Below are 17,913 nucleotides of genomic sequence, written 5' to 3' on the forward strand. Positions count from 1 at the left end.
TGTGGCGTGTTGCCGCCGCCGAGGGTCAAGATGGAGTCTGGGCGGAAGGAGCGACATGTCAGACGAGGTGTCGACCGTCTTCGTCGGCGACAGCATTACCGCCGGCGGTCGCTGGGAGGAATGGTTTCCCGGCGACGGCACGCGCAACCTCGGCATCGGAGGCGACACCACTGATGCCGTGATCGCCCGCCTCGATGACATCATCGGCTTGCAACCGCACACGGTCGTCCTGCTGATCGGCACGAACGACCTCGCGTGGCGGCGCTCCGCCGAGCACATCGTGCGCAACATCGAGACCATCCTCGTGACACTGCGACGGGAACTGCCCGACTCGCAATTGCTCGTTCAGTCGGTGATGCCGCGTGAAGCTGCGTACGCCGACACGATCAAGGATGTCAACAGGCACCTCTGGCAGTTCGCGTCGACAGTGCGGGCTCAATACCTCGACCTGTGGCCGGCACTGGCCACGAGCGACGGCGCCCTCGATCCTGAGTACTCCGATGACTCGTTGCACTTGAACGAGAACGGATACCAGGTCTGGCTCTCCGAATTGCGCGGTGCGCTGGAGGCCCTGAACAACGTGCCGCCGACGAGCAGGCCGATCCTGCTTCCGCGCGAGCACCTGCGCCACAGGCACTGAATCCGCTGCGGAAGCCCGGGCAGCGGCCCCGCTCACGCGGCCGCGAGTGCGGAATCGAACTCGGCGAGGGCCGTCTCGGAGTAGAGCACGAACCGGACGAGCTCGAGCCCGCTGACGGCTGTCGCCGCGCTCAGCACCGTAGACACGGCCACCCGCGCGGCGTCGTCCATCGGCCAGCCGTACACGCCGGCCGAGACCGCGGGAAACGCGACGGATGCCGCCCCCACCTCGCCGGCAACCTGCAGCGACCGCGCATAACAGCTCGCCAGCAGAGGTCGGCGATCGCCGGAACCCGCCCAGACCGGCCCGACGGTGTGGATCACGAAGCGCGCGGAAAGTGAGCCGGCCGTCGTCGCGACGGCATCGCCGGTCGGCAAGCCGTCGGGGAGAACCGTCTCACGCAGAACCCGGCAGGCGGCGAGGATCTCCGGGCCGCCTGCGCGGTGAATCGCTCCGTCCACACCACCGCCTCCGAGCAGCGAAGCGTTCGCCGCGTTCACGATGGCGTCGACGCGCTCGCGGGTGATGTCGCCGAGCGCCGTCTCGATGTGCACGCCGTCGACATCCCGTGCTGCCATCTCAACCTCTGTTGTTGGAGAGCTCGAAGACCTTGAGCAACTCGTCGACCGCGCGCTCCCGGTCGTCGCCGCCCGCCTCGAACTGCTCGGCCACGTGCGTGCGCAGGTGGTTCTCGACGAGAAGCTTGTTCAGCGAGCCGAGCGATTTCTGAATGGCGAGGGACTGCGTGAGGATGTCGACGCAGTAGTCCTCGTTCTCGATCATCTTCTCGACGCCCCGCAGCTGGCCTTCGAGGATGCGTGCGCGGTGCAGGGCCCGCTTCTTGATATCGGCGATCACGGTCTCAGGGTAGGTCAGATGGGCTCCCGCGGCTCCGCGTAGCCTGGCCTTTCTGCACGGAATGCCCGCCGGTGTCCCCGGTTCGGGGAGACCCCTAACTGGGGACTGACCGCTGAGTCGGGGAATCCTTAGGATCGCCCTAGCTTTCGACCCGTTGCGGTGCCCGACCGCAACCCGAAGGGGGTATCGGATGCTCAAAAACCTGTCACCCATAATTTCCGGCGAACTGCTACGCGCTCTCGATGAGACGCCAAGCGGATCGTGGATCGCCATGGTGAGCCGAGCCCACCATGACGTGGAGGGAATCGTCGCGCCCGAGTCGACGATCGAAGACGTCGCTGCCGCTCTCCTCGCGGTCACTCCGCTCGATCCGGACGCCCCGATCGTCGCAGAGGGGGAGGGAGAGCCGGCCGACTCGGTCTTCGCCGTCGCCGGCTTGGCCGCGGATGCCGAAGGCCGCCGCTTCAAGATGCTCGCGGTCTCGGAGCTCGCGTTCGGCGCTCTGCTGACGGAGTGCCACGTGGTGGTCGTCGTCGACGACCCTGTGCCTTTCGGATTCCTGCTCTGCAAGGGTCGTTGCTGATCCGAGGTCCGCGCCGGTTCTGAACGGGGCCGGATGCGTACGTCGGGGTTGCGAAAGCGAGCACCGACGGCACCGTAGAATCGGGTGCGACATGCCCGAACAGAGATCAGAACCCGCGTTCGCCCGCCTTGCGCTCTTCCCCGGCTTGCTGGGGGCGATCGTGCTGGTCGCTGCGCTCGCACTGATCGGCAATGCCGACTGGTATATCTGGGTGCGCTACATCGTCGCCATCCTGGCTCTGATCATGTGCGTGTTCGCCTGGCAGGGCAAGGCGTACTGGTGGCTGATCGGCCTCATCCCGATCGCCGTCGTGTTCAACCCGGTGTGGCCGTTGACGATCGGCGACATCTGGTTGTCGCTCGCGCATCTCGCGGGGGCAGTCATCTTCATCGCGGCGGGTATCGCCATCAAGGTTCCGACGGATGACGCCGACAAGGGGCCGGCCGGCAGGTACGACGGTCGTGGCCGCCCGCCAGCAGGCCGCAAGGGAGGCCAGAAGCGCCGCTGATCCGACCTCGTGAGGGCGGTTCGAAAGCGGTAACGGCAAGGTCGCCTGCGAGTCGGGGTGACGCGAATCATCCGCGTACCGTAAAATGGATCACTGTCGGGGTCCTGGCATTCGCCGGACACGTCTCGTCGGTTGCATCGCACACGACATTCGGGCTTCGCCCGAAGACCCGCACCGGTCCCGTGCCAACAAGCACCTCGTGGTGCGGACAGACGCATCACGGCACCTCGGCAGACACAGGAGAGGCTCGCATCAGCGGGCTTCACGCACAGGAGGATCATGCCGCGCACCGGCGATCGCACCGCCCAGGCCACTCGCCGCTCCGGGCCCCGTCACTCGAACAACGACGGACTCATTCCCGTTCTCGCCCGTCGTGTGCGGGAGGTCGAGGCGAAGGCTCAGGCCGGCAAGAAGCTCGGACCGACCAACCGCACCAAGTTCCAGGTGATCGCGCTGCTGATGCGCGAGGAGCGTGCGCGAGCGAAGTCCGACCCTGCCCTGAGCGACTCGGCACGCGCCGAGCAGCTGAAGCGACTCGACGGCATCGCCACGATCCTGGCCAAGACAGCGGCACGCGACACTTCTCTCATCACGGTGCTGGAGTCCACTGCTCCGCCGAGTCCCGCCGCGCAGAAGATGCGCAGGGACTGGCTGCTCGAGTCGGGTGCGGAGCTCGAGCCCGACGACCTCATCATCACGACAGAGGCCCCCAAGCCCAAGCAGGACGTCCTGCTCTCGCCGGAGCTCGCCCAGAAGCAGGTCGTGCCGCAGTCGGTGCGGGCGAGGCAGCTGTCCAACCCGTTCCTCGCCCCCGACTTCGCACTCGCCTCGCAGACGACGTCGGTTCCGCGCCGACGTCTCGACTCGTGGGAGCTTCTCGGGCCCCTGTTCAAGTCGTTCGAGTACGGCTCCGGGGGTCGGGCGGCCAGCATGGAATTGCCCGACGCGCCCACGATCGACAGATATTCCCCTTCGGGCATGGAACTCATGAAGCACCAGGCGCGCTTCGTCGAGGCTGTGCGGCTCGGCCACCGATCGTTCCTTCTCGCCGACGAGCCGGGCCTCGGCAAGACAGCGCAGTCGGTGCTCGCGGCATCCGTCGCCGGCGCGTACCCGCTTCTGGCGGTCGTGCCGAACGTGGTCAAGATGAACTGGGCACGTGAGGTCGAACTGTGGACCCCTCACCGCAGGGCGACAGTCATCCACGGTGACGGCGAGGGTCTTGACGCCTTCGCCGACGTGGTCATCGTCAACTACGAGGTGCTCGATCGCCACCTGTCCTGGTTGTCGGAGCTCGGATTCCGCGGCATGGTCGTCGACGAGGCGCATTTCATCAAGAACCTGCACTCGCAGCGGTCGCGGTACGTTCTGGGGCTCGCGGATGCCATCAGGCACTCGGTCGCCGACCCGCTGCTGATGGCTCTGACCGGAACACCGCTCATCAACGACATCGACGATTTCCGTGCCATCTGGCAGTTCCTCGGCTGGATCGACGGAACCAAACCGACGGCCGCGTTGATGGAACGACTCGATGAGACGGAACTCACGCCGGCGGACCTCGGCTTCTATACGGCGGCCAGGGAAGCCGTGATCGACATGGGCATCGTGCGTCGCAAGAAGATCGACGTCGCAGCCGATCTGCCGTCGCGTCGCGTCGTCGATCTTCCGGTCGAGCTGGACGACGAGCTCGGCCGTTCGGTCAAAGCGGCGGAGCGAGAGCTCGCTGCTCGCCTCGTGCAGCGCTACCGTCGCGCTCAGTCCGCCGGCGTCGGAGAATCGTTCACCGGCGACGACGAAGAGCGCCGCGAGCACCTCATCCGCATGGTCGCGCATGCCGAACTCGAGGAGTCGAAGGGCCAGAAGACGGGCGAGAACGTCTTCACCATGGTGCGCAAGATCGGGCAGGCCAAGGCAGGACTGGCCGCCGACTACGCCGCACAGTTGGCGCGGTCGGTGGGCAAAGTCGTGTTCTTCGCGAAGCACATCGACGTCATGGACCAGGCGGAGGAGGCATTCGCCTCCAGGGAGCTGCGCACCGTCTCCATTCGCGGGGACCAGACAGCGCTGGCCCGTCAGCGCGAGATCGATGCCTTCAACGATGACCCGGGGGTCTCGGTCGCGGTCTGCTCGCTCACCGCGGCAGGCGTCGGTCTCAATCTGCAGGCGGCATCCAACGTCGTGCTGGCCGAGCTCAGCTGGACGGCCGCGGAGCAGACGCAGGCGATCGACCGGGTGCACCGCATCGGCCAGGAGGAGCCGGTCACCGCGTGGCGGATCATCGCGGCGCAGACGATCGACGCCAAGATCGCCGAGCTCATCGATTCCAAGCAGTCGCTCGCGCTTCGCGCCCTGGACGGCGTGGATGTCGAACCAGGCTCTGCAGACTCGGTTCAACTCGACGCACTGATGTCGCTGTTGCGCGACGCGCTGTGATGGCGGAGCTCGGCAGCGTGATCGTCGAGCGGTGAGACAGCGCGATCAGGCGTCGTCGTCGCTGGGCTCGTCATCGAAGACGACGACGCGTTCATCATCCGGGAACCCGTCGTCGATCTCGTCGTCGATCGGGCGTTCGTCTTCATCGGCGAGCACGTCGACCTCTTCGAGCTCCGGTTCGTAGTCGCCGTCCTGGGCGGCGGCGAACTCGTCGAAGTCGGGGTCGGCGTCATCGGACCGGGGTTCGCTGTTCTCGGTCATGCCGCCAGGGTACGCCGGGCACGGGCTCGCCGCGAGGGGCGGTCGCGTAGCGGTCAGTCCAGGGTGAAGACGAAGGACGCGGCACCGGCCTCGTCGTGCTCGATGCGCGCTGAGCCTGACCATGATGCGAAGTCGCCGGCGCCTGAGCCCGGCACGATGTAACCGAACGCGGACGGATGATCTGAACTCTGCACCGCCCCGTGATGCACGACGAACGACCCGCGTCGTCCGTCTTCGAGCTCGCCGGAGATGCGCTCCATGGCGAGGTAACCGCGGTTGGCCTCGTCGCCGGTATGGAGGAACGGTCCCTCGCTCTCACCGATCAGGCCCTTGGTGTAATGCTTTCGCATGGTGACGGCGCCGAGCCAGGCCTCGATTCCGGGGAAGGCGGTGGGTTCCCACGCGGAGATCTCGAACACGGCAGTCACGATCTTCGTCATGCGGTAACGATACGGCCGTCCTCTGTCACCGCGGCACGCGCTACCGGTCGAGCTGCGCAAGACTGGAGGGATGAGTCATGACCACGGCACGTCCACGATCGAGATCGAGCGCAAGTACGACGTGAACGACGATGCGGTCACGCCTGCGTTCGTCGGAGTCGGGCCGATCGCGGTCATCGAGATGCCCGAAGTGCGCGAGCTCGACGCTGTGTACTTCGACACTGCAGACCTCGCTCTCGCCGGAGCGCACGTCGCGCTGCGCAGGCGAGAGGGTGGGCCGGACGCGGGGTGGCACATCAAGCGCGACGCCGCCGAGGGCAGGCTGGAACAGCACTGGGCGCTCGGCGACGTGGACCGCGACGGCGGGCGGGCATCCGTTCCCGACGACGTGCGATTCCACGTGCGGGAGCTGGTCGGCGATGCCGACCTGATCCCCGTGGCGCGAGTGCGGAACAGGCGGGTGGTCTCACGTCTACTGGATGCCGCCGGCTATCCGGTAGCCGAATACTGCGACGACCACGTGACGGGCAGCAATCTCTCCAGCGGCTCTTCGGAGACCTGGCGGGAGTGGGAGGTCGAGCTCTCCGCGGCCGCGCCCGACACGCAGCGCGGTCGCGCCGAACTGCTGGCAGCCCTGGAGACCGTGGTGCTCGCAGCCGGAGGGACCCCGGCGGCCGTGTCGTCGAAACTGGAGCGTGCACTGCGCGCTGCGTGAGAGTGCCGACGCCTCGTTTTGGATCACGCTGCCACGCTCCGGCATGATCGAGTGCGTATACACGAAAGAGGCGCGAATATGAAGATCGGAATCCTCACCTCGGGCGGAGACTGCCCAGGCCTGAACGCAGTCATCAGGGGCGCGGTGCTCAAGGGCGATCGCGTCTACGGCGACGAGTTCGTGGGGTTCCGTTACGGCTGGCGCGGCGTGGTGGACCCCGACATCGTTCCGCTCGACAGACACAGCGTGCGCGGGCTGTCCCGTCAGGGCGGAACCATTCTCGGTTCCAGCCGTACCAATCCGTTCGAGGGTGAAGGCGGCGGACCGGAGAACATCCAGCGGATGCTCGACGAGAACGGCATCGACGCCATCATCGCGATCGGCGGCGAGGGCACTCTGACGGCGGCGCGACGTCTCGTCGACGAGGGCGGCATCAATGTGATCGGCGTGCCGAAGACGATCGACAACGACCTGGCCGCCACCGACTATTCGTTCGGCTTCGACACCGCGGTGGAGATCGCCACCGAGGCGATCGACCGCCTGAGGACGACTGCCGAATCGCACCAACGCTGCATGATCGTGGAGGTGATGGGCCGCCACGTCGGTTGGATCGCCCTGCACTCCGGCATGGCAGGTGGGGCGCACGCCATCCTGATCCCGGAGCATCCCCAGTCCATCGACCAGATCTGCGAGTGGGTCGAGAGTGTGCGCGACCGAGGACGTGCACCCGTGATCGTCGTCTCCGAGGGATTCCACCTCGACACGATGGAGGGCGCGCACTCTCACAAGGGCCTCGACGCGTTCAACCGGCCGCGGCTCGGCGGCATCGGTGAGCTGCTGGCACCCATCGTCGAGGAGCGCACCGGAATCGAGTCGCGCGCCACCGTGATCGGTCACATCCAGCGCGGCGGGGTGCCGAGCGCCTACGATCGTGTGCTCGCGACGCGCCTGGGGATGGCATCCGTCGACGCTGCTCAGACCAAGCAGTGGGGCTCGATGGTTTCGCTCAGAGGAACGGATGTCGAGATCGTCTCGATCGCCGACGCCACGGGCGGACTCAACACGGTGCCCGACTACCGCTACGACGAGGCAGCACTGCTGTTCGGCTGATGCAGATCGCGACGAGTCGGGCGCCGAAGGGGACGCTCGAATCCGGCATGAACCGGCCGATGACGATCGAATATGCCGCAGGACGCCGAGATTTGGCTATGCTGGCCACTACTACTCAGCCCCCCAGAGGTGGGGGACGATTGCGGGGCTGGCTGGAACCCGACCAGTGGAGTACCTGTGGGCCGTCATAGCTCGAACGATCGACCAAGCGGATGGAACGCCGCATTCAAACCGTCCCAGCCGCGAATCGACGACCACTCGGCACCTTCCGATCCTTCATTCGCGGCACAGCAGCAAGCGGCTCCGCGCAAGCGGAGATCGAGGCACATCTGGATCATTGCAGGCGGCGTCGCCATCGTGCTGATCGTCACCGGCTGCGTGGCGTGGACCAAGAACGTGTTCAACCCTGTGCTGCCAGCCGCGGCATGGGCGCAGACGTGCGAGCCGACGCAGCTTCGCGTCGTCGCCGACCCGTCGATCGCCGACGCCCTGCGCAAATCCGCGAAGGGATTCGACGCGACGACACCATGCGTGAACACCACGGTGCGTAGCGAGAAGTCCGCAGACACGGCCTCGACGCTTGCGACCGGAGCAGACCCGAAGGCGGATGTCTGGGTTCCCGACTCTCCCGCGTGGGAGCAGCGCATGCAGGTGCTCTCGTGGTCCCTCATCAGAAAGGCGCCGACGGTCGACTTCGGCCCTTCGATCGCCTCGAGCCCCCTCGTCTTCGCGACGCCATCGCAGAACGCCGACGCACTCGACAGCGTGAAGCTGCAATGGAGCACGATCGCGGCAGGGGACACCCCTGCTCTGCTTCCGGAGCCTGCGCAGAACGGGTCGAGTCTTGCAGCGCTCGCCGAGATCAAGGCGACGGCGAATTCCCATGACCCGTTGGCGTTTTCGCGAGACATGATCGAGTTGGGCAAGAACATTCCGGCGACCGTCGGTGATGCGTTCAGCGCTGCGGAGAAAGCGAAGTCGCCAACCGTGGTGATCACGACCGAGCAATCGGTCGTCGCCCAGAACGAGCAATCTCCCGAACACCAGTTCTTCGCGCTGTACCCGCGCGACGGCACGGTGAGCGTGTCGTACCCGTTCGTGCGCGTTGCAGGACCGACATCGGGCGACGACAAGAAAGACGTCCTGATCACAGCGCTCGAGAAGCAGTTCTCCACCGACTCGCGCACGCTCGCGGCATCCGGATTCCGCACGGCGAGCGATGCCGGATTCGTGGCGAAGGGCGTTGTCGCGAACGCGCCGAAGACACGAGCAGCGCTCGACGGGGGCGCCCAGGTCGGGCTCCTGCAGAGTTGGTCGGCCATCACGGTTCGATCGCGAGTGCTCGTCGTCGTCGACACGTCGGGGTCGATGACGGATGACGCGGGCGGGCTCAGTCGAATAGCCGTGTTCCAAGATGCGGCGAAAGGCATGCTGCAACTGATGCCGCCCCAGACCGACCTCGGCGTATGGACCTTCTCGACGAACCAGGTCGGCAGCCAACCGTGGGCGCAACGATCGCCGATCGCCCCGCTCGACAATGCGGCGCATGCCGCGCAGGTCTCCAACGTGTTCAACTCCATGGAGAGCTTGGTCAACGGCGATACCGGGCTCTACGACACCGTCCTGGCCGCCGAGCAGACGGTACGCAAGGGCTACGACCCGCACATGATCAACTACGTCCTCGTCATCACCGACGGCAAGAACGACAATCCGGGCGGTGGCATCGGTCTTCCCGACCTGATCTCGAAGCTGAAGGCGCAGAACGACCCCGACCAGCCGGTGCCCGTGATCATGGTGGGCATGGGGCCAGACACCGACGTGTCGGCCATGTCGCAGATCGCGAACGCCACTGTCGGAGCGGTCTACACGGCCGAGCAGCCGCAGGACCTCAGCAACGTGCTCGTGAGCGCGCTGGCCGACCGTACCTGCCGCCCGTACTGCTCCTGAACCTGGCAGCTCCTGAACCTGGCCGCTCCTGAATCCGAGGGTCAGTCCGCCCGCTTCAGCACATCGAGCAGCCATGCCAGTTCGAACGCGCGCTCGCGCCATGCGTTGTAGCGTCCGCTGACGCCGCCGTGGCCGGCCGACATCTCGGTCTTCAGCAGCGCGGGAGCACCGGCTTCGCGCAGGCGTGCCACCCACTTCGCAGGCTCCACGAAGAGCACTCGCGTGTCGTTCAGGCTCGTGACGGCGAGGATGCGCGGATAGACGGCATCCGTTCGCACGTTTTCGTACGGCGTATACGACTTCATGTAGGCGTACACGCCCGCGTCGTGCAGCGGGTCGCCCCACTCATCCCACTCGATGACGGTGAGCGGCAGGTCGGGATCGAGGATGCTCGTGAGCGCGTCGACGAACGGCACGTCGGCCAGGATGCCCGCGAAGAGCTCTGGCGCCAGGTTCGCCACAGCTCCCATCAACAGTCCACCGGCGCTGCCACCCTCGGCCACCAGCCGGTCGGGCTTCGTCCATCCGGTCTGAACCAGGTGACGGGCGCAGGAGACGAAATCGGTGAACGTGTTCCGCTTGTTCGTCAGTTTGCCGTCTTCGTACCAGTGGCGGCCGAGTTCTCCGCCGCCGCGCACATGGGCGATGGCGAACACGACGCCGCGGTCGAGCAGTGACAGGCGTGCGACCGACATGGCCGGATCGATGCTGTGCTCGTATGATCCGTAGCCGTAGAGCTCGAGTGGTGCCGGCGTGCCCGGTGTCACGAGATCCCGTCGGTAGACCAACGAGATCGGCACCAGCGTCCCGTCGTCGGCCGTGGCCCACTCGCGGCGCTGCTCGTAGGCATCCTGGTCGTAGCCGCCGAGGATCGGCTGGCGCTTCAGCAGGCGGAGCTCGCCGGGCTCGTCGCCGTGCGGTGGCACCCAGTCGTACACGGTCGACGGAGTGACGAGCGAGCCGTATCCGAGGCGCACGGTCGGCTGGTTCCACTCGGGGTTGCCGGCAGTGCCGACGGTGAACAACGGCTCCTCGAACTCGAGTTCCGCGAGGTCGCCGTAGCCGGCATCCGTGAGCGGCAGCACGGCGACGCGGGAGAGCGCATCCCTTCGGTATTCGACGACGGCGCGCGATGCGAAGGCGTCGACGGACTCCAGTCGAACACCCGGCCGGTGGGGGAGGATGACGCGTCGCTCGCCCCGCGGATCGGCGGCGGCGACGTCGACCAGCTCGAAGTCCTGTGCGCCGTCGTTGTGCACGATCAGCAGCCTGTCCTCGCCGGCAACGACCGCGTGCTCGACCTCGTACTCGACGCCCTCGGCTCGCGGCCAGACCGTCTGCGCCGCCGCGGTCGGGTCGGAGGCCGGGATCAGGCGGGACTCGCTCGTGATCGACGACCCGATGCCGATCTCGATGTACGCGCGGCTGCGCGTGACGCCGACTCCCACCCAGAAGCGCTCGTCGTCCTCGTGATGTACGACGACGTCGGTTGAGCGGTCCGTCCCCAATTCGTGTCGCCAGATGGTGTCCGGTCGCCATGCGTCGTCGACGGTGGCGTAGAACGCGTGCCGGCCGTCGGGCGAAAGAACGGCGCCTGCCGACGTGTCCGGCACCTCGTCGGAGAGGTCGGTGTTCGTTGCCAGGTCGCGCACGTGCAGCGTGTAGCGCTCGTCGCCGACCGTGTCGACGGCATACAGCAGCCGGCTCCCGTCCGAGCTCACATCGAACGTGCCGAGGCGAAAGAATTCGTGCCCGCCGGCCTCGACGTTGGCATCGAACAGAACCTGCTCATCGGGCAAGGCTGGAGTTTCGGGCTCGGCGTCGGCAACGGTCGGCGGAGTCCAATCGTCATCGGAGGCGATGGGTGCACGGCACTGCACGCCGTATTGGCGCCCCTCGAACGACCTCGAGTAGTACCACCAGCCGCCTTCCCGCACCGGGACGGAGAGGTCGGTCTCCTTGGTGCGCGACTTGATCTCGTCGAAGATGCGCTCCCGCAGTGGTTCGAGGTGCGATGTCTGGGCATCCGTGTATGCGTTCTCCGCCGTCAGATGGGCGATCACGGCTGGGTCGTCCTTGTCGCGCAGCCACTCGTAGGGATCCTCGACGGAGTCCCCGTGGTGGATGCGCGTGAAGGGCACCTTCTTCGCGACGGGAGGAACGGCGGATGTTGGCTCGGACATGCCACAACGCTATCGGCGCGGGCGCGGGGGTGAGGCATCCCACCGCACGGACCGAGGGTGCCAGGCTGGAGACGGTGCGGCTCAGCCGCGCCACCCGACACGACGAGGAGACGTGCATGATCAGAGCCGTTCGGTACGAGCGTTTCGGTGGTCCGGAGGTGCTCGACGTGGTCGAGGTCGAGCCGCCGCATCCCGGACCCGGCGAGGTGCGGGTCGACGTGATCGTGGCCGGCCTCAACCCGGCCGACTACAAGATCTTCGACGGGACGGGCGCAGATCGTCACGGGGTCTGGCCACCGGCGGGTGTCGGGCACGATTTCGCCGGCATCGTCGATGAGGTGGGCGAGAACGTGACCCGATTCGCGGTGGGCGACCGTGTCTACGGCGGCAAGCGCGCTGATGCGCTCGCCGACTTCGTGACGATCCACGAGGATGACCTGCTGCTGCCTTTGCCAGAGGGCTTGAGCCTCGACACGGCAGGCGCATTGGCGATCGCCGGTCGCACGGCCTCGGCAGGAATCGACCGACTCGCTGTGACGGCAGAGGACACCGTGCTCATCGGGGGAGCCGCGGGCGGCGTCGGCGTCATCGCCGCGCAACTCGCGCTGCTGCGCGGAGCCGTGGTGATCGGCACGGCGAGCGAGGCGAACCACGAGTTCCTGCGCGAGCTGGGCGTGATCCCCGTCGTTTATGGCGAGGGTCTCGTCGACCGGCTCAGGGAGGCGGCGTCCGACGGCATCACGGCCGCGTTCGACACGCACGGTGGAGCCGAGACGATCGACGCCGCTCTCGAGTTGGGGGTGGAGATCTCCAGGGTCAACACGATCGCAGCCCGTGGCTATCGAGATGCCGAGGGCGCAGGCAGCGTCGATTGCTCGCGCGACGACCTCGCCGCCCTTGGAGCGCTCATCGCGGGCGGCGAGGTGACGGTGCCGATCGACTCGGTGTATCCGATCGAGCGCGCAGCCGAGGCCTACGAGTACCTGATGGCCGGTCACGTGCGCGGGAAGGTGATCGTCGTCACGCGCTGACGCAGGTGCGAGGACCCAGCCCTGCACGGCTTTGTAGCCTTGAACCATGACGGACATCCCCCAGCGCACCCTCATCGACGGCACGAGCATTCCGGCGATCGGCTTCGGCACCTATCCGCTTCGCGGCGACGAGGGCGAACACGCCATCGCCCAGGCGATCGGCATCGGCTATCGTCTGCTCGACACCGCCGTGAACTACGGCAACGAGGATGCCGTCGGACGCGGCCTGCGGGCATCCGGCCTCGATCGCAGCGAACTGGTCGTGCAGACCAAGATCCCCGGCCGACACCACGGCTACGACGAGACACTGGCCTCGTTCGAGGAGTCACGGAGTGCTCTCGGTGTCGACACGATCGACGTGTATCTGATCCACTGGCCGAACCCCAGCGTCGACAGGTACGTCGACACGTTCAAGGCCATGATCGACCTCCGCGATCGCGGCCTGGTTCGCACGATCGGCGTCTCCAACTTCACCGAGGAGTTCCTCACACGCCTGCAGCGCGAGACCGGCGAGCTCCCTGCGGTGAACCAGGTCGAGTTGCACCCGTATTTTCCGCAGGAGTCCCTGCGCGCGTTCCACGAGGAGCACGGCATCGTCACTCAGGCGTGGAGCCCCCTCGGCAAGAACTCGCCAGTGCTCTCCGAGCAGGCCGTCACACGTGCAGCTGCCGCTCACGGAGTCACCCCCGCGCAGGTGGTGCTGCGCTGGCACGTGGAGCTCGGCTCGGTGCCGCTGCCCAAGTCGAGCAGTGCAGAGCGTCAGCGCGAGAACATCGACATCTTCGGCTTCGAGCTGACCGGCGACGAGATCGCCGCGATCACCGCGCTCGGCCACGAGAACGGTCGGCTGTTCGGGGGCGACCCGAATCACCACGAGGAGCAATAGCGGCGACGTTCCGAGGAGCTCGCCAGGGCCACAATGATGGTCATGGATGCCGACCGGAATGATCTCGAGGATGTCCGCGACGTCGCGTCGCAGTTCGATGAGCGAGCGTCGCACTACGACGACTCGCAGATGCACCGCGAGCTCGCCGCGCAGGTGGCCGGGTTCGTCCATCTCGACGGCGTCGGCCGCGCGCTCGACGTCGCAACGGGGACGGGACTCGTGCTCCGCGCGCTGCCGGACTCGACCGAGCGCGGCCTGGTCGGCGTCGACGTCTCAGCGGGGATGCTCGATGTCGCCAAGCGCGAGACTCCCAGTGCCGAGTTCGTGCTCGTCGGCCCGGAGCCGCCGCTTCCGTTCGCCGACGGATCGTTCGACCTGATCACGTGCGCGACCGGGCTGCACCTCATGCCGAGTCCGCTCGCAGCTCTGCAGGACTGGCGCCGATTGCTGACGCCGGACGGGCGGATCGTCGTCGCGACGTTCAGTACGGCAGCGCGGAATCCGGGGCATGGCAGGCATCCGAATCGCCTGTCGTTGATCGGCACGCCGGAGGCGATGAGTGATCTGGCGGCGCCGGCCGGACTCAGGGCGGTGCGCACCGAGCTCTGGACATACGCCGAACCGTTCGACGTCTGCCTGTTGATCGAGCTCGCCGCCGTGGCGTGAGGCTCAGGCGACGTCATCCGATTCGCCCTCGCGTGTCGGGCGTGCGGCGCATAATGGCGGGATGATCACGACGGAGCTGGCGCGCGAGCTGCGCGATCGCGGCCTGGCCTGGCATCCGGCATCCGGTGACGAGTTCGTCATCGACTCCGGCGAGTTCGACGGCGAGACGTTCACGGTCAGCGACATGACGATCGAGCCCCATGAGTTCGACACCGGCACCATTCTCGGGTTCAACGGCACCACCGAATGGGCGCTCGACTCGGTAGCGGTGGAGAACGCGCTGTGGCTGCCGAGAGAAGACCAGCTGCGCACCCTGTTGGGCGGCACGTTCGCATCGCTCGCCAGAACGGATGCCGGCGACTTCGTCGTCGAGACCGTGCGCGACGGTGTGCGGTCGCGTTTCGACGCCACCGACGCCGAGACCGCCTACGCGCATGCCGTTCTCGCGCTGATCGGCCAGGCGACAGCAGACGCCACGACCTGATGCCGAGCGGATCGGCTCTCAGACAGCGGCAAGTGCGTCGCGCGTGATCTCGTCGATCGACGCGCAGCCCGCCAACCCCATCGTGAGGTCGAACTCGGCCAGGATGTTCCGCAGCACCTCGCGCGCTCCCGCTTCTCCGCCTGCGGCGACTCCGTACACGTAGGGGCGGCCGATGCCCACCGCGGCAGCGCCCAGCGCCAGCGCCACGAAGACGTCGGCGCCGCCGCGGACTCCGCTGTCGAACAGCACGGGCAGTTCGCCGCGGACGGCCTCGACCACGCCGGGCAGCGCATCCAGTGCGCCGACCGCACCGTCCACCTGCCTGCCGCCGTGGTTCGAGACAACGAGGCCCGCGACTCCATGGTCGAGCGCCTGCCGTGCGTCGTCGGCGTGCAGTACTCCCTTCAGCACGATGGGCAGCGACGTGATCGACCTGAGCCAAGCGAGGTCGTCCCAGGTCAGCGTCGGGTCGGCGAAGACGTCGAGGAACGTCTCGACAGCGGCGCGGGGGAGCGGAGAGCGCAGGTTCTGGGCGAGCGAGCCCGGCGCGCGCGACGACATCTCGACCAGTGTGCGCACGGCCTGTGGTGTGATGCGCGGTCGCGCGCGCTTCTCACCGAGGGCGACGCGCTCCGCGACCAGTCGCATGAAGACAGGATCACTCGTGTATTGAGCGATGCCCCTGCCCCTCGCGAACGGCAGGTAACCGAGGTCGAGGTCGCCCGGGCGCCAGCCGAGCAGATGGGTGTCGAGCGTGACGACGAGTGCCTCGCAGCCGCACGCTTCCGCGCGACCCACGAGGCTCTCGGTCAGCTCACGTGACGAGCTCCAGTAGAGCTGGTACCAGGCCGAGGCATCCGGGATGGCCGCCGTCACCCGCTCCATCGGCGTTGAGGCCTGGGTGGAGAGCACGGCCGGGATGCCGAGGCTCGCGGCCGCCCTGGCGGCGCCGGTGTCCGCATCCTGATGAGCCAGGTCGAGCACGCCGATCGGCGCCAGGTACAGCGGTGTCGGCCTTCGCCTCCCCAGCAGGTCGACCCCGAGATCGCGGGTGCCGACATCCTTCAGCACCCTTGGCACGATGCGGTGCTGTGCGAACGCCTTGCGGTTGGCGCTCGCCGTGGTCTCGAGGCCGGCGGATCCCGCCACGTAGGCGAAGGCTTCCTTCGACATCGCGCGCTTCGCCGCGCGCACCAGCCGCTGGTATGCGACAGGCACCTTCGGCATCGTGCCGACGACGCCGTCGAGGTAGATCGTGGTCTGTGTCTCGCGCCCCGGTGCGACGGATGCCTGTCGTGCCGAGTCCTGCTCGTTCGCCCTCGTCATGCGGTCAGACTAAGCGCCGACGCGCTCGGCCGCGCATCGTGGCGGAACGCGTCGAGTTGACCGTGCCAGCTACACATGTGACGATCGTCGTGACCTTAACGGATCGTGTACTCGGGAAGAACGCCCGGTTGCACATCAGCTCCGGCCGTGCCGGGGTCTGGCGAGGTTCGTGTCTGTCCCTTCTTCGAGAAAGACGTCGGTGGAGTTCACCCTGATCGTCGTGCTGGTGATCGCACTGGCACTGTTCTTCGATTTCACCAACGGCTTCCACGACACGGCCAATGCCATGGCGACGCCGATCGCCACCGGGGCCATGCGTCCCAAGGTGGCTGTGGCCGTCGCGGCAGTGCTGAACCTGGTGGGCGCCTTTCTCTCCACCGAGGTCGCCAAGACCATCTCGAGTGGTCTGATCAAGGAGGGCAGCGGGGGTGTGCTGATCACTCCGACCATGATCTTCGCCGGGCTCGTCGGTGCGATCATCTGGAACCTGATCACGTGGCTCTACGGTCTGCCGTCGAGTTCGAGTCACGCGCTCTTCGGCGGCCTGATCGGCGCTGCGATCGTGGGTGCAGGCTTCGGATCTGTCGACTACGTCGTGCTGCTCGACAAGGTGATCCTGCCTGCTGCGCTCGCACCGATCACAGCGGGCTTCGTCGCCTACTGCGCCACCAAGCTCGCCTACGCCATCACGCGCAGGTACGACGGCCTTCCGGACGGGCGTGCAGGGTTCAGGTTCGCACAGATCTTCTCGTCGTCTCTGGTCGCGCTCGCGCACGGCACCAACGACGCTCAGAAGACGATGGGCGTGATCACCCTGGTGCTCATCTCGGCAGGGGTGCTCTCCCCGGGGTCGAACCCGCCTGTGCTCGTCATCACGGCCTGTGCGCTCGCCATCGCGATCGGCACGTACACGGGCGGATGGCGCATCATCCGCACGCTCGGCAAGGGCCTCACCGACGTGAAGCCCGCTCAGGGCTTCGCAGCCGAGACCAGTACTGCGGCCACGATCTTGGCCTCCTCGCACCTCGGGTTCGCCCTGTCGACCACGCAAGTGGCATCCGGATCGGTGATCGGCTCCGGCCTCGGCCGCCGTGGCTCGAGCGTGCGCTGGGGCACCGCGGGCCGCATCGGCCTCGGCTGGCTGATGACGCTGCCGGCTGCGGCGATCGTCGGCGCGATCACGGCGCTGATCGGGCTTCTCGGCCCGGTCGGCGTGATCATCGACCTCGTGATCGCCGTCGGTGTCATCGTGCTCATCTTCGTGATCTCGAAGCGCAACAACGTCGACGCCCGCAATGCTCTCGAAGGAGTCAGCGAGGTCGCCGAGTCCGGTCGTGTGGTGAAGATCCGCAAGGTGAAGCCGAAGAACGCGAGGAGGGACGCCGCATGACCGACATCGACTGGGTCTCGTTCCTGCTCGTCGCCGGCGCCGCCATCGTGGCAGCCTGCCTCGTCGTGGCGCTCTTCGCTTTCGGCTTGCGGATGCTCTCAACGGCCGGCAAAGCACCGCACGTCACGCCAGCCGAATTCACTGATGCGATCACGATCGTGACGCCCGCAGAGGCTGCGGCCGAGGCGAAGCGCATCCGTCGCGCAGCGAAGAAGAACCCGCTCAGCGCGGGTCAGAAAAGGCTCGCCCTGATCGTCGCTTACGCCTGCTTCTCACTGTGCGCCGTCGTCATTCTCTTCGGCATCTACCTGATCATCCCGGCCCTGCACGGCTGACCTACCTCACGGCTAACCTACCCCCGGCTCACCTACCCCCGGCTCACCTACCCCCGGCGTCGACCCGGCACTGCATTGCCGAGCCCCCCCTCGAATTCGCGTGAATAGCGGGGCCGC

Annotated in this window: 19 protein-coding genes; 13 read left to right on the forward strand and 6 right to left on the reverse strand. The window is 67.0% G+C overall.

Annotated elements, in window-relative coordinates:
* The first annotated feature begins 55 nt into the window (after window positions 1-55).
* Window positions 56-640, forward strand: a complete 585-nt coding sequence (locus MJ603_RS10785; protein WP_243063716.1) for a GDSL-type esterase/lipase family protein — start codon at window positions 56-58, stop codon at window positions 638-640.
* A 32-nt stretch (window positions 641-672) separates the two neighbouring features.
* Here MJ603_RS10785 and MJ603_RS10790 read toward each other — a convergent pair whose 3' ends face one another.
* Window positions 673-1,218, reverse strand: a complete 546-nt coding sequence (locus MJ603_RS10790; RefSeq protein ID WP_243063717.1) for an O-acetyl-ADP-ribose deacetylase — start codon at window positions 1,216-1,218, stop codon at window positions 673-675.
* Between the two features lies 1 nt (window position 1,219).
* Window positions 1,220-1,498 (reverse strand): metal-sensitive transcriptional regulator, encoded by a 279-nt coding sequence (locus MJ603_RS10795; RefSeq protein ID WP_243063718.1) that lies wholly within the window; start codon window positions 1,496-1,498, stop codon window positions 1,220-1,222.
* A gap of 190 nt (window positions 1,499-1,688) precedes the next feature.
* Between MJ603_RS10795 and MJ603_RS10800 the strand changes: the two genes are divergently transcribed.
* From MJ603_RS10800 to MJ603_RS10810, 3 genes are all read left to right on the forward strand, one after another.
* Window positions 1,689-2,081 (forward strand): hypothetical protein, encoded by a 393-nt coding sequence (locus tag MJ603_RS10800; RefSeq protein WP_243063719.1) that lies wholly within the window; start codon window positions 1,689-1,691, stop codon window positions 2,079-2,081.
* A gap of 91 nt (window positions 2,082-2,172) precedes the next feature.
* Window positions 2,173-2,589, forward strand: a complete 417-nt coding sequence (locus MJ603_RS10805) for a DUF6804 family protein (RefSeq protein ID WP_243063720.1) — start codon at window positions 2,173-2,175, stop codon at window positions 2,587-2,589.
* A gap of 279 nt (window positions 2,590-2,868) precedes the next feature.
* Window positions 2,869-5,022, forward strand: coding sequence for a DEAD/DEAH box helicase (locus tag MJ603_RS10810; RefSeq protein ID WP_243063721.1), 2,154 nt, complete (start codon window positions 2,869-2,871; stop codon window positions 5,020-5,022).
* Window positions 5,023-5,067: 45 nt separating this feature from the next.
* Here MJ603_RS10810 and MJ603_RS10815 read toward each other — a convergent pair whose 3' ends face one another.
* Together MJ603_RS10815 and MJ603_RS10820 are read right to left on the reverse strand one after the other, a co-directional pair.
* Entirely contained in the window at window positions 5,068-5,283 is a 216-nt protein-coding gene (locus MJ603_RS10815; RefSeq protein WP_243063722.1) for a hypothetical protein, read from the reverse strand.
* Window positions 5,284-5,336: 53 nt separating this feature from the next.
* The gene (locus tag MJ603_RS10820) at window positions 5,337-5,723 is read right to left on the reverse strand and encodes a DUF3224 domain-containing protein (protein WP_243063723.1); all 387 of its coding nucleotides are present in this window, start codon (window positions 5,721-5,723) and stop codon (window positions 5,337-5,339) included.
* A 70-nt stretch (window positions 5,724-5,793) separates the two neighbouring features.
* Between MJ603_RS10820 and MJ603_RS10825 the strand changes: the two genes are divergently transcribed.
* The 3 genes from MJ603_RS10825 to MJ603_RS10835 all read left to right on the forward strand — a co-directional run bounded on the left by MJ603_RS10825 (window position 5,794) and on the right by MJ603_RS10835 (window position 9,495).
* Window positions 5,794-6,438 carry a CYTH domain-containing protein gene (locus MJ603_RS10825; protein WP_243063724.1) on the forward strand — a complete coding sequence of 215 codons (645 nt, stop codon included), beginning with the start codon at window positions 5,794-5,796 and terminating at the stop codon, window positions 6,436-6,438.
* A 78-nt stretch (window positions 6,439-6,516) separates the two neighbouring features.
* The gene (locus MJ603_RS10830; RefSeq protein WP_243063725.1) at window positions 6,517-7,548 is read left to right on the forward strand and encodes a 6-phosphofructokinase; all 1,032 of its coding nucleotides are present in this window, start codon (window positions 6,517-6,519) and stop codon (window positions 7,546-7,548) included.
* 357 nt (window positions 7,549-7,905) lie between these two features.
* Complete coding sequence (locus MJ603_RS10835) at window positions 7,906-9,495, forward strand: VWA domain-containing protein (RefSeq protein WP_243063726.1); 1,590 nt, start codon at window positions 7,906-7,908, stop codon at window positions 9,493-9,495.
* Between the two features lie 41 nt (window positions 9,496-9,536).
* Here the strand turns inward: MJ603_RS10835 and MJ603_RS10840 are convergent, their stop codons facing one another.
* Window positions 9,537-11,678, reverse strand: coding sequence for a S9 family peptidase (locus MJ603_RS10840; protein WP_243063727.1), 2,142 nt, complete (start codon window positions 11,676-11,678; stop codon window positions 9,537-9,539).
* A gap of 116 nt (window positions 11,679-11,794) precedes the next feature.
* Here MJ603_RS10840 and MJ603_RS10845 point away from each other — a divergent pair, with 116 nt between their 5' ends.
* The 4 genes from MJ603_RS10845 to MJ603_RS10860 all read left to right on the forward strand — a co-directional run bounded on the left by MJ603_RS10845 (window position 11,795) and on the right by MJ603_RS10860 (window position 14,745).
* Window positions 11,795-12,709 carry an NADP-dependent oxidoreductase gene (locus MJ603_RS10845; protein WP_243063728.1) on the forward strand — a complete coding sequence of 305 codons (915 nt, stop codon included), beginning with the start codon at window positions 11,795-11,797 and terminating at the stop codon, window positions 12,707-12,709.
* A gap of 46 nt (window positions 12,710-12,755) precedes the next feature.
* Window positions 12,756-13,595: an aldo/keto reductase gene (locus MJ603_RS10850; RefSeq protein ID WP_243063729.1), complete on the forward strand. Its 840-nt coding sequence runs from the start codon at window positions 12,756-12,758 to the stop codon at window positions 13,593-13,595.
* Window positions 13,596-13,637: 42 nt separating this feature from the next.
* Window positions 13,638-14,261, forward strand: a complete 624-nt coding sequence (locus tag MJ603_RS10855; RefSeq protein WP_243063730.1) for a methyltransferase domain-containing protein — start codon at window positions 13,638-13,640, stop codon at window positions 14,259-14,261.
* Between the two features lie 61 nt (window positions 14,262-14,322).
* The gene (locus MJ603_RS10860; RefSeq protein ID WP_243063731.1) at window positions 14,323-14,745 is read left to right on the forward strand and encodes a hypothetical protein; all 423 of its coding nucleotides are present in this window, start codon (window positions 14,323-14,325) and stop codon (window positions 14,743-14,745) included.
* Between the two features lie 18 nt (window positions 14,746-14,763).
* On the opposite strand, the gene MJ603_RS10865 is transcribed toward MJ603_RS10860, so the two are convergent.
* Window positions 14,764-16,071: an alpha-hydroxy-acid oxidizing protein gene (locus MJ603_RS10865; protein ID WP_243063732.1), complete on the reverse strand. Its 1,308-nt coding sequence runs from the start codon at window positions 16,069-16,071 to the stop codon at window positions 14,764-14,766.
* 199 nt (window positions 16,072-16,270) lie between these two features.
* Between MJ603_RS10865 and MJ603_RS10870 the strand changes: the two genes are divergently transcribed.
* Window positions 16,271-17,461: an inorganic phosphate transporter gene (locus MJ603_RS10870; RefSeq protein WP_243063733.1), complete on the forward strand. Its 1,191-nt coding sequence runs from the start codon at window positions 16,271-16,273 to the stop codon at window positions 17,459-17,461.
* Window positions 17,458-17,796, forward strand: a complete 339-nt coding sequence (locus tag MJ603_RS10875) for a peptidase (protein ID WP_243063734.1) — start codon at window positions 17,458-17,460, stop codon at window positions 17,794-17,796. Before MJ603_RS10870 ends, MJ603_RS10875 begins: the two co-directional genes overlap by 4 nt.
* Window positions 17,797-17,913 lie beyond the last annotated feature (117 nt).

Source organism: Humibacter sp. RRB41 (assembly GCF_022761015.1).
Taxonomy (GTDB): domain Bacteria; phylum Actinomycetota; class Actinomycetes; order Actinomycetales; family Microbacteriaceae; genus Humibacter.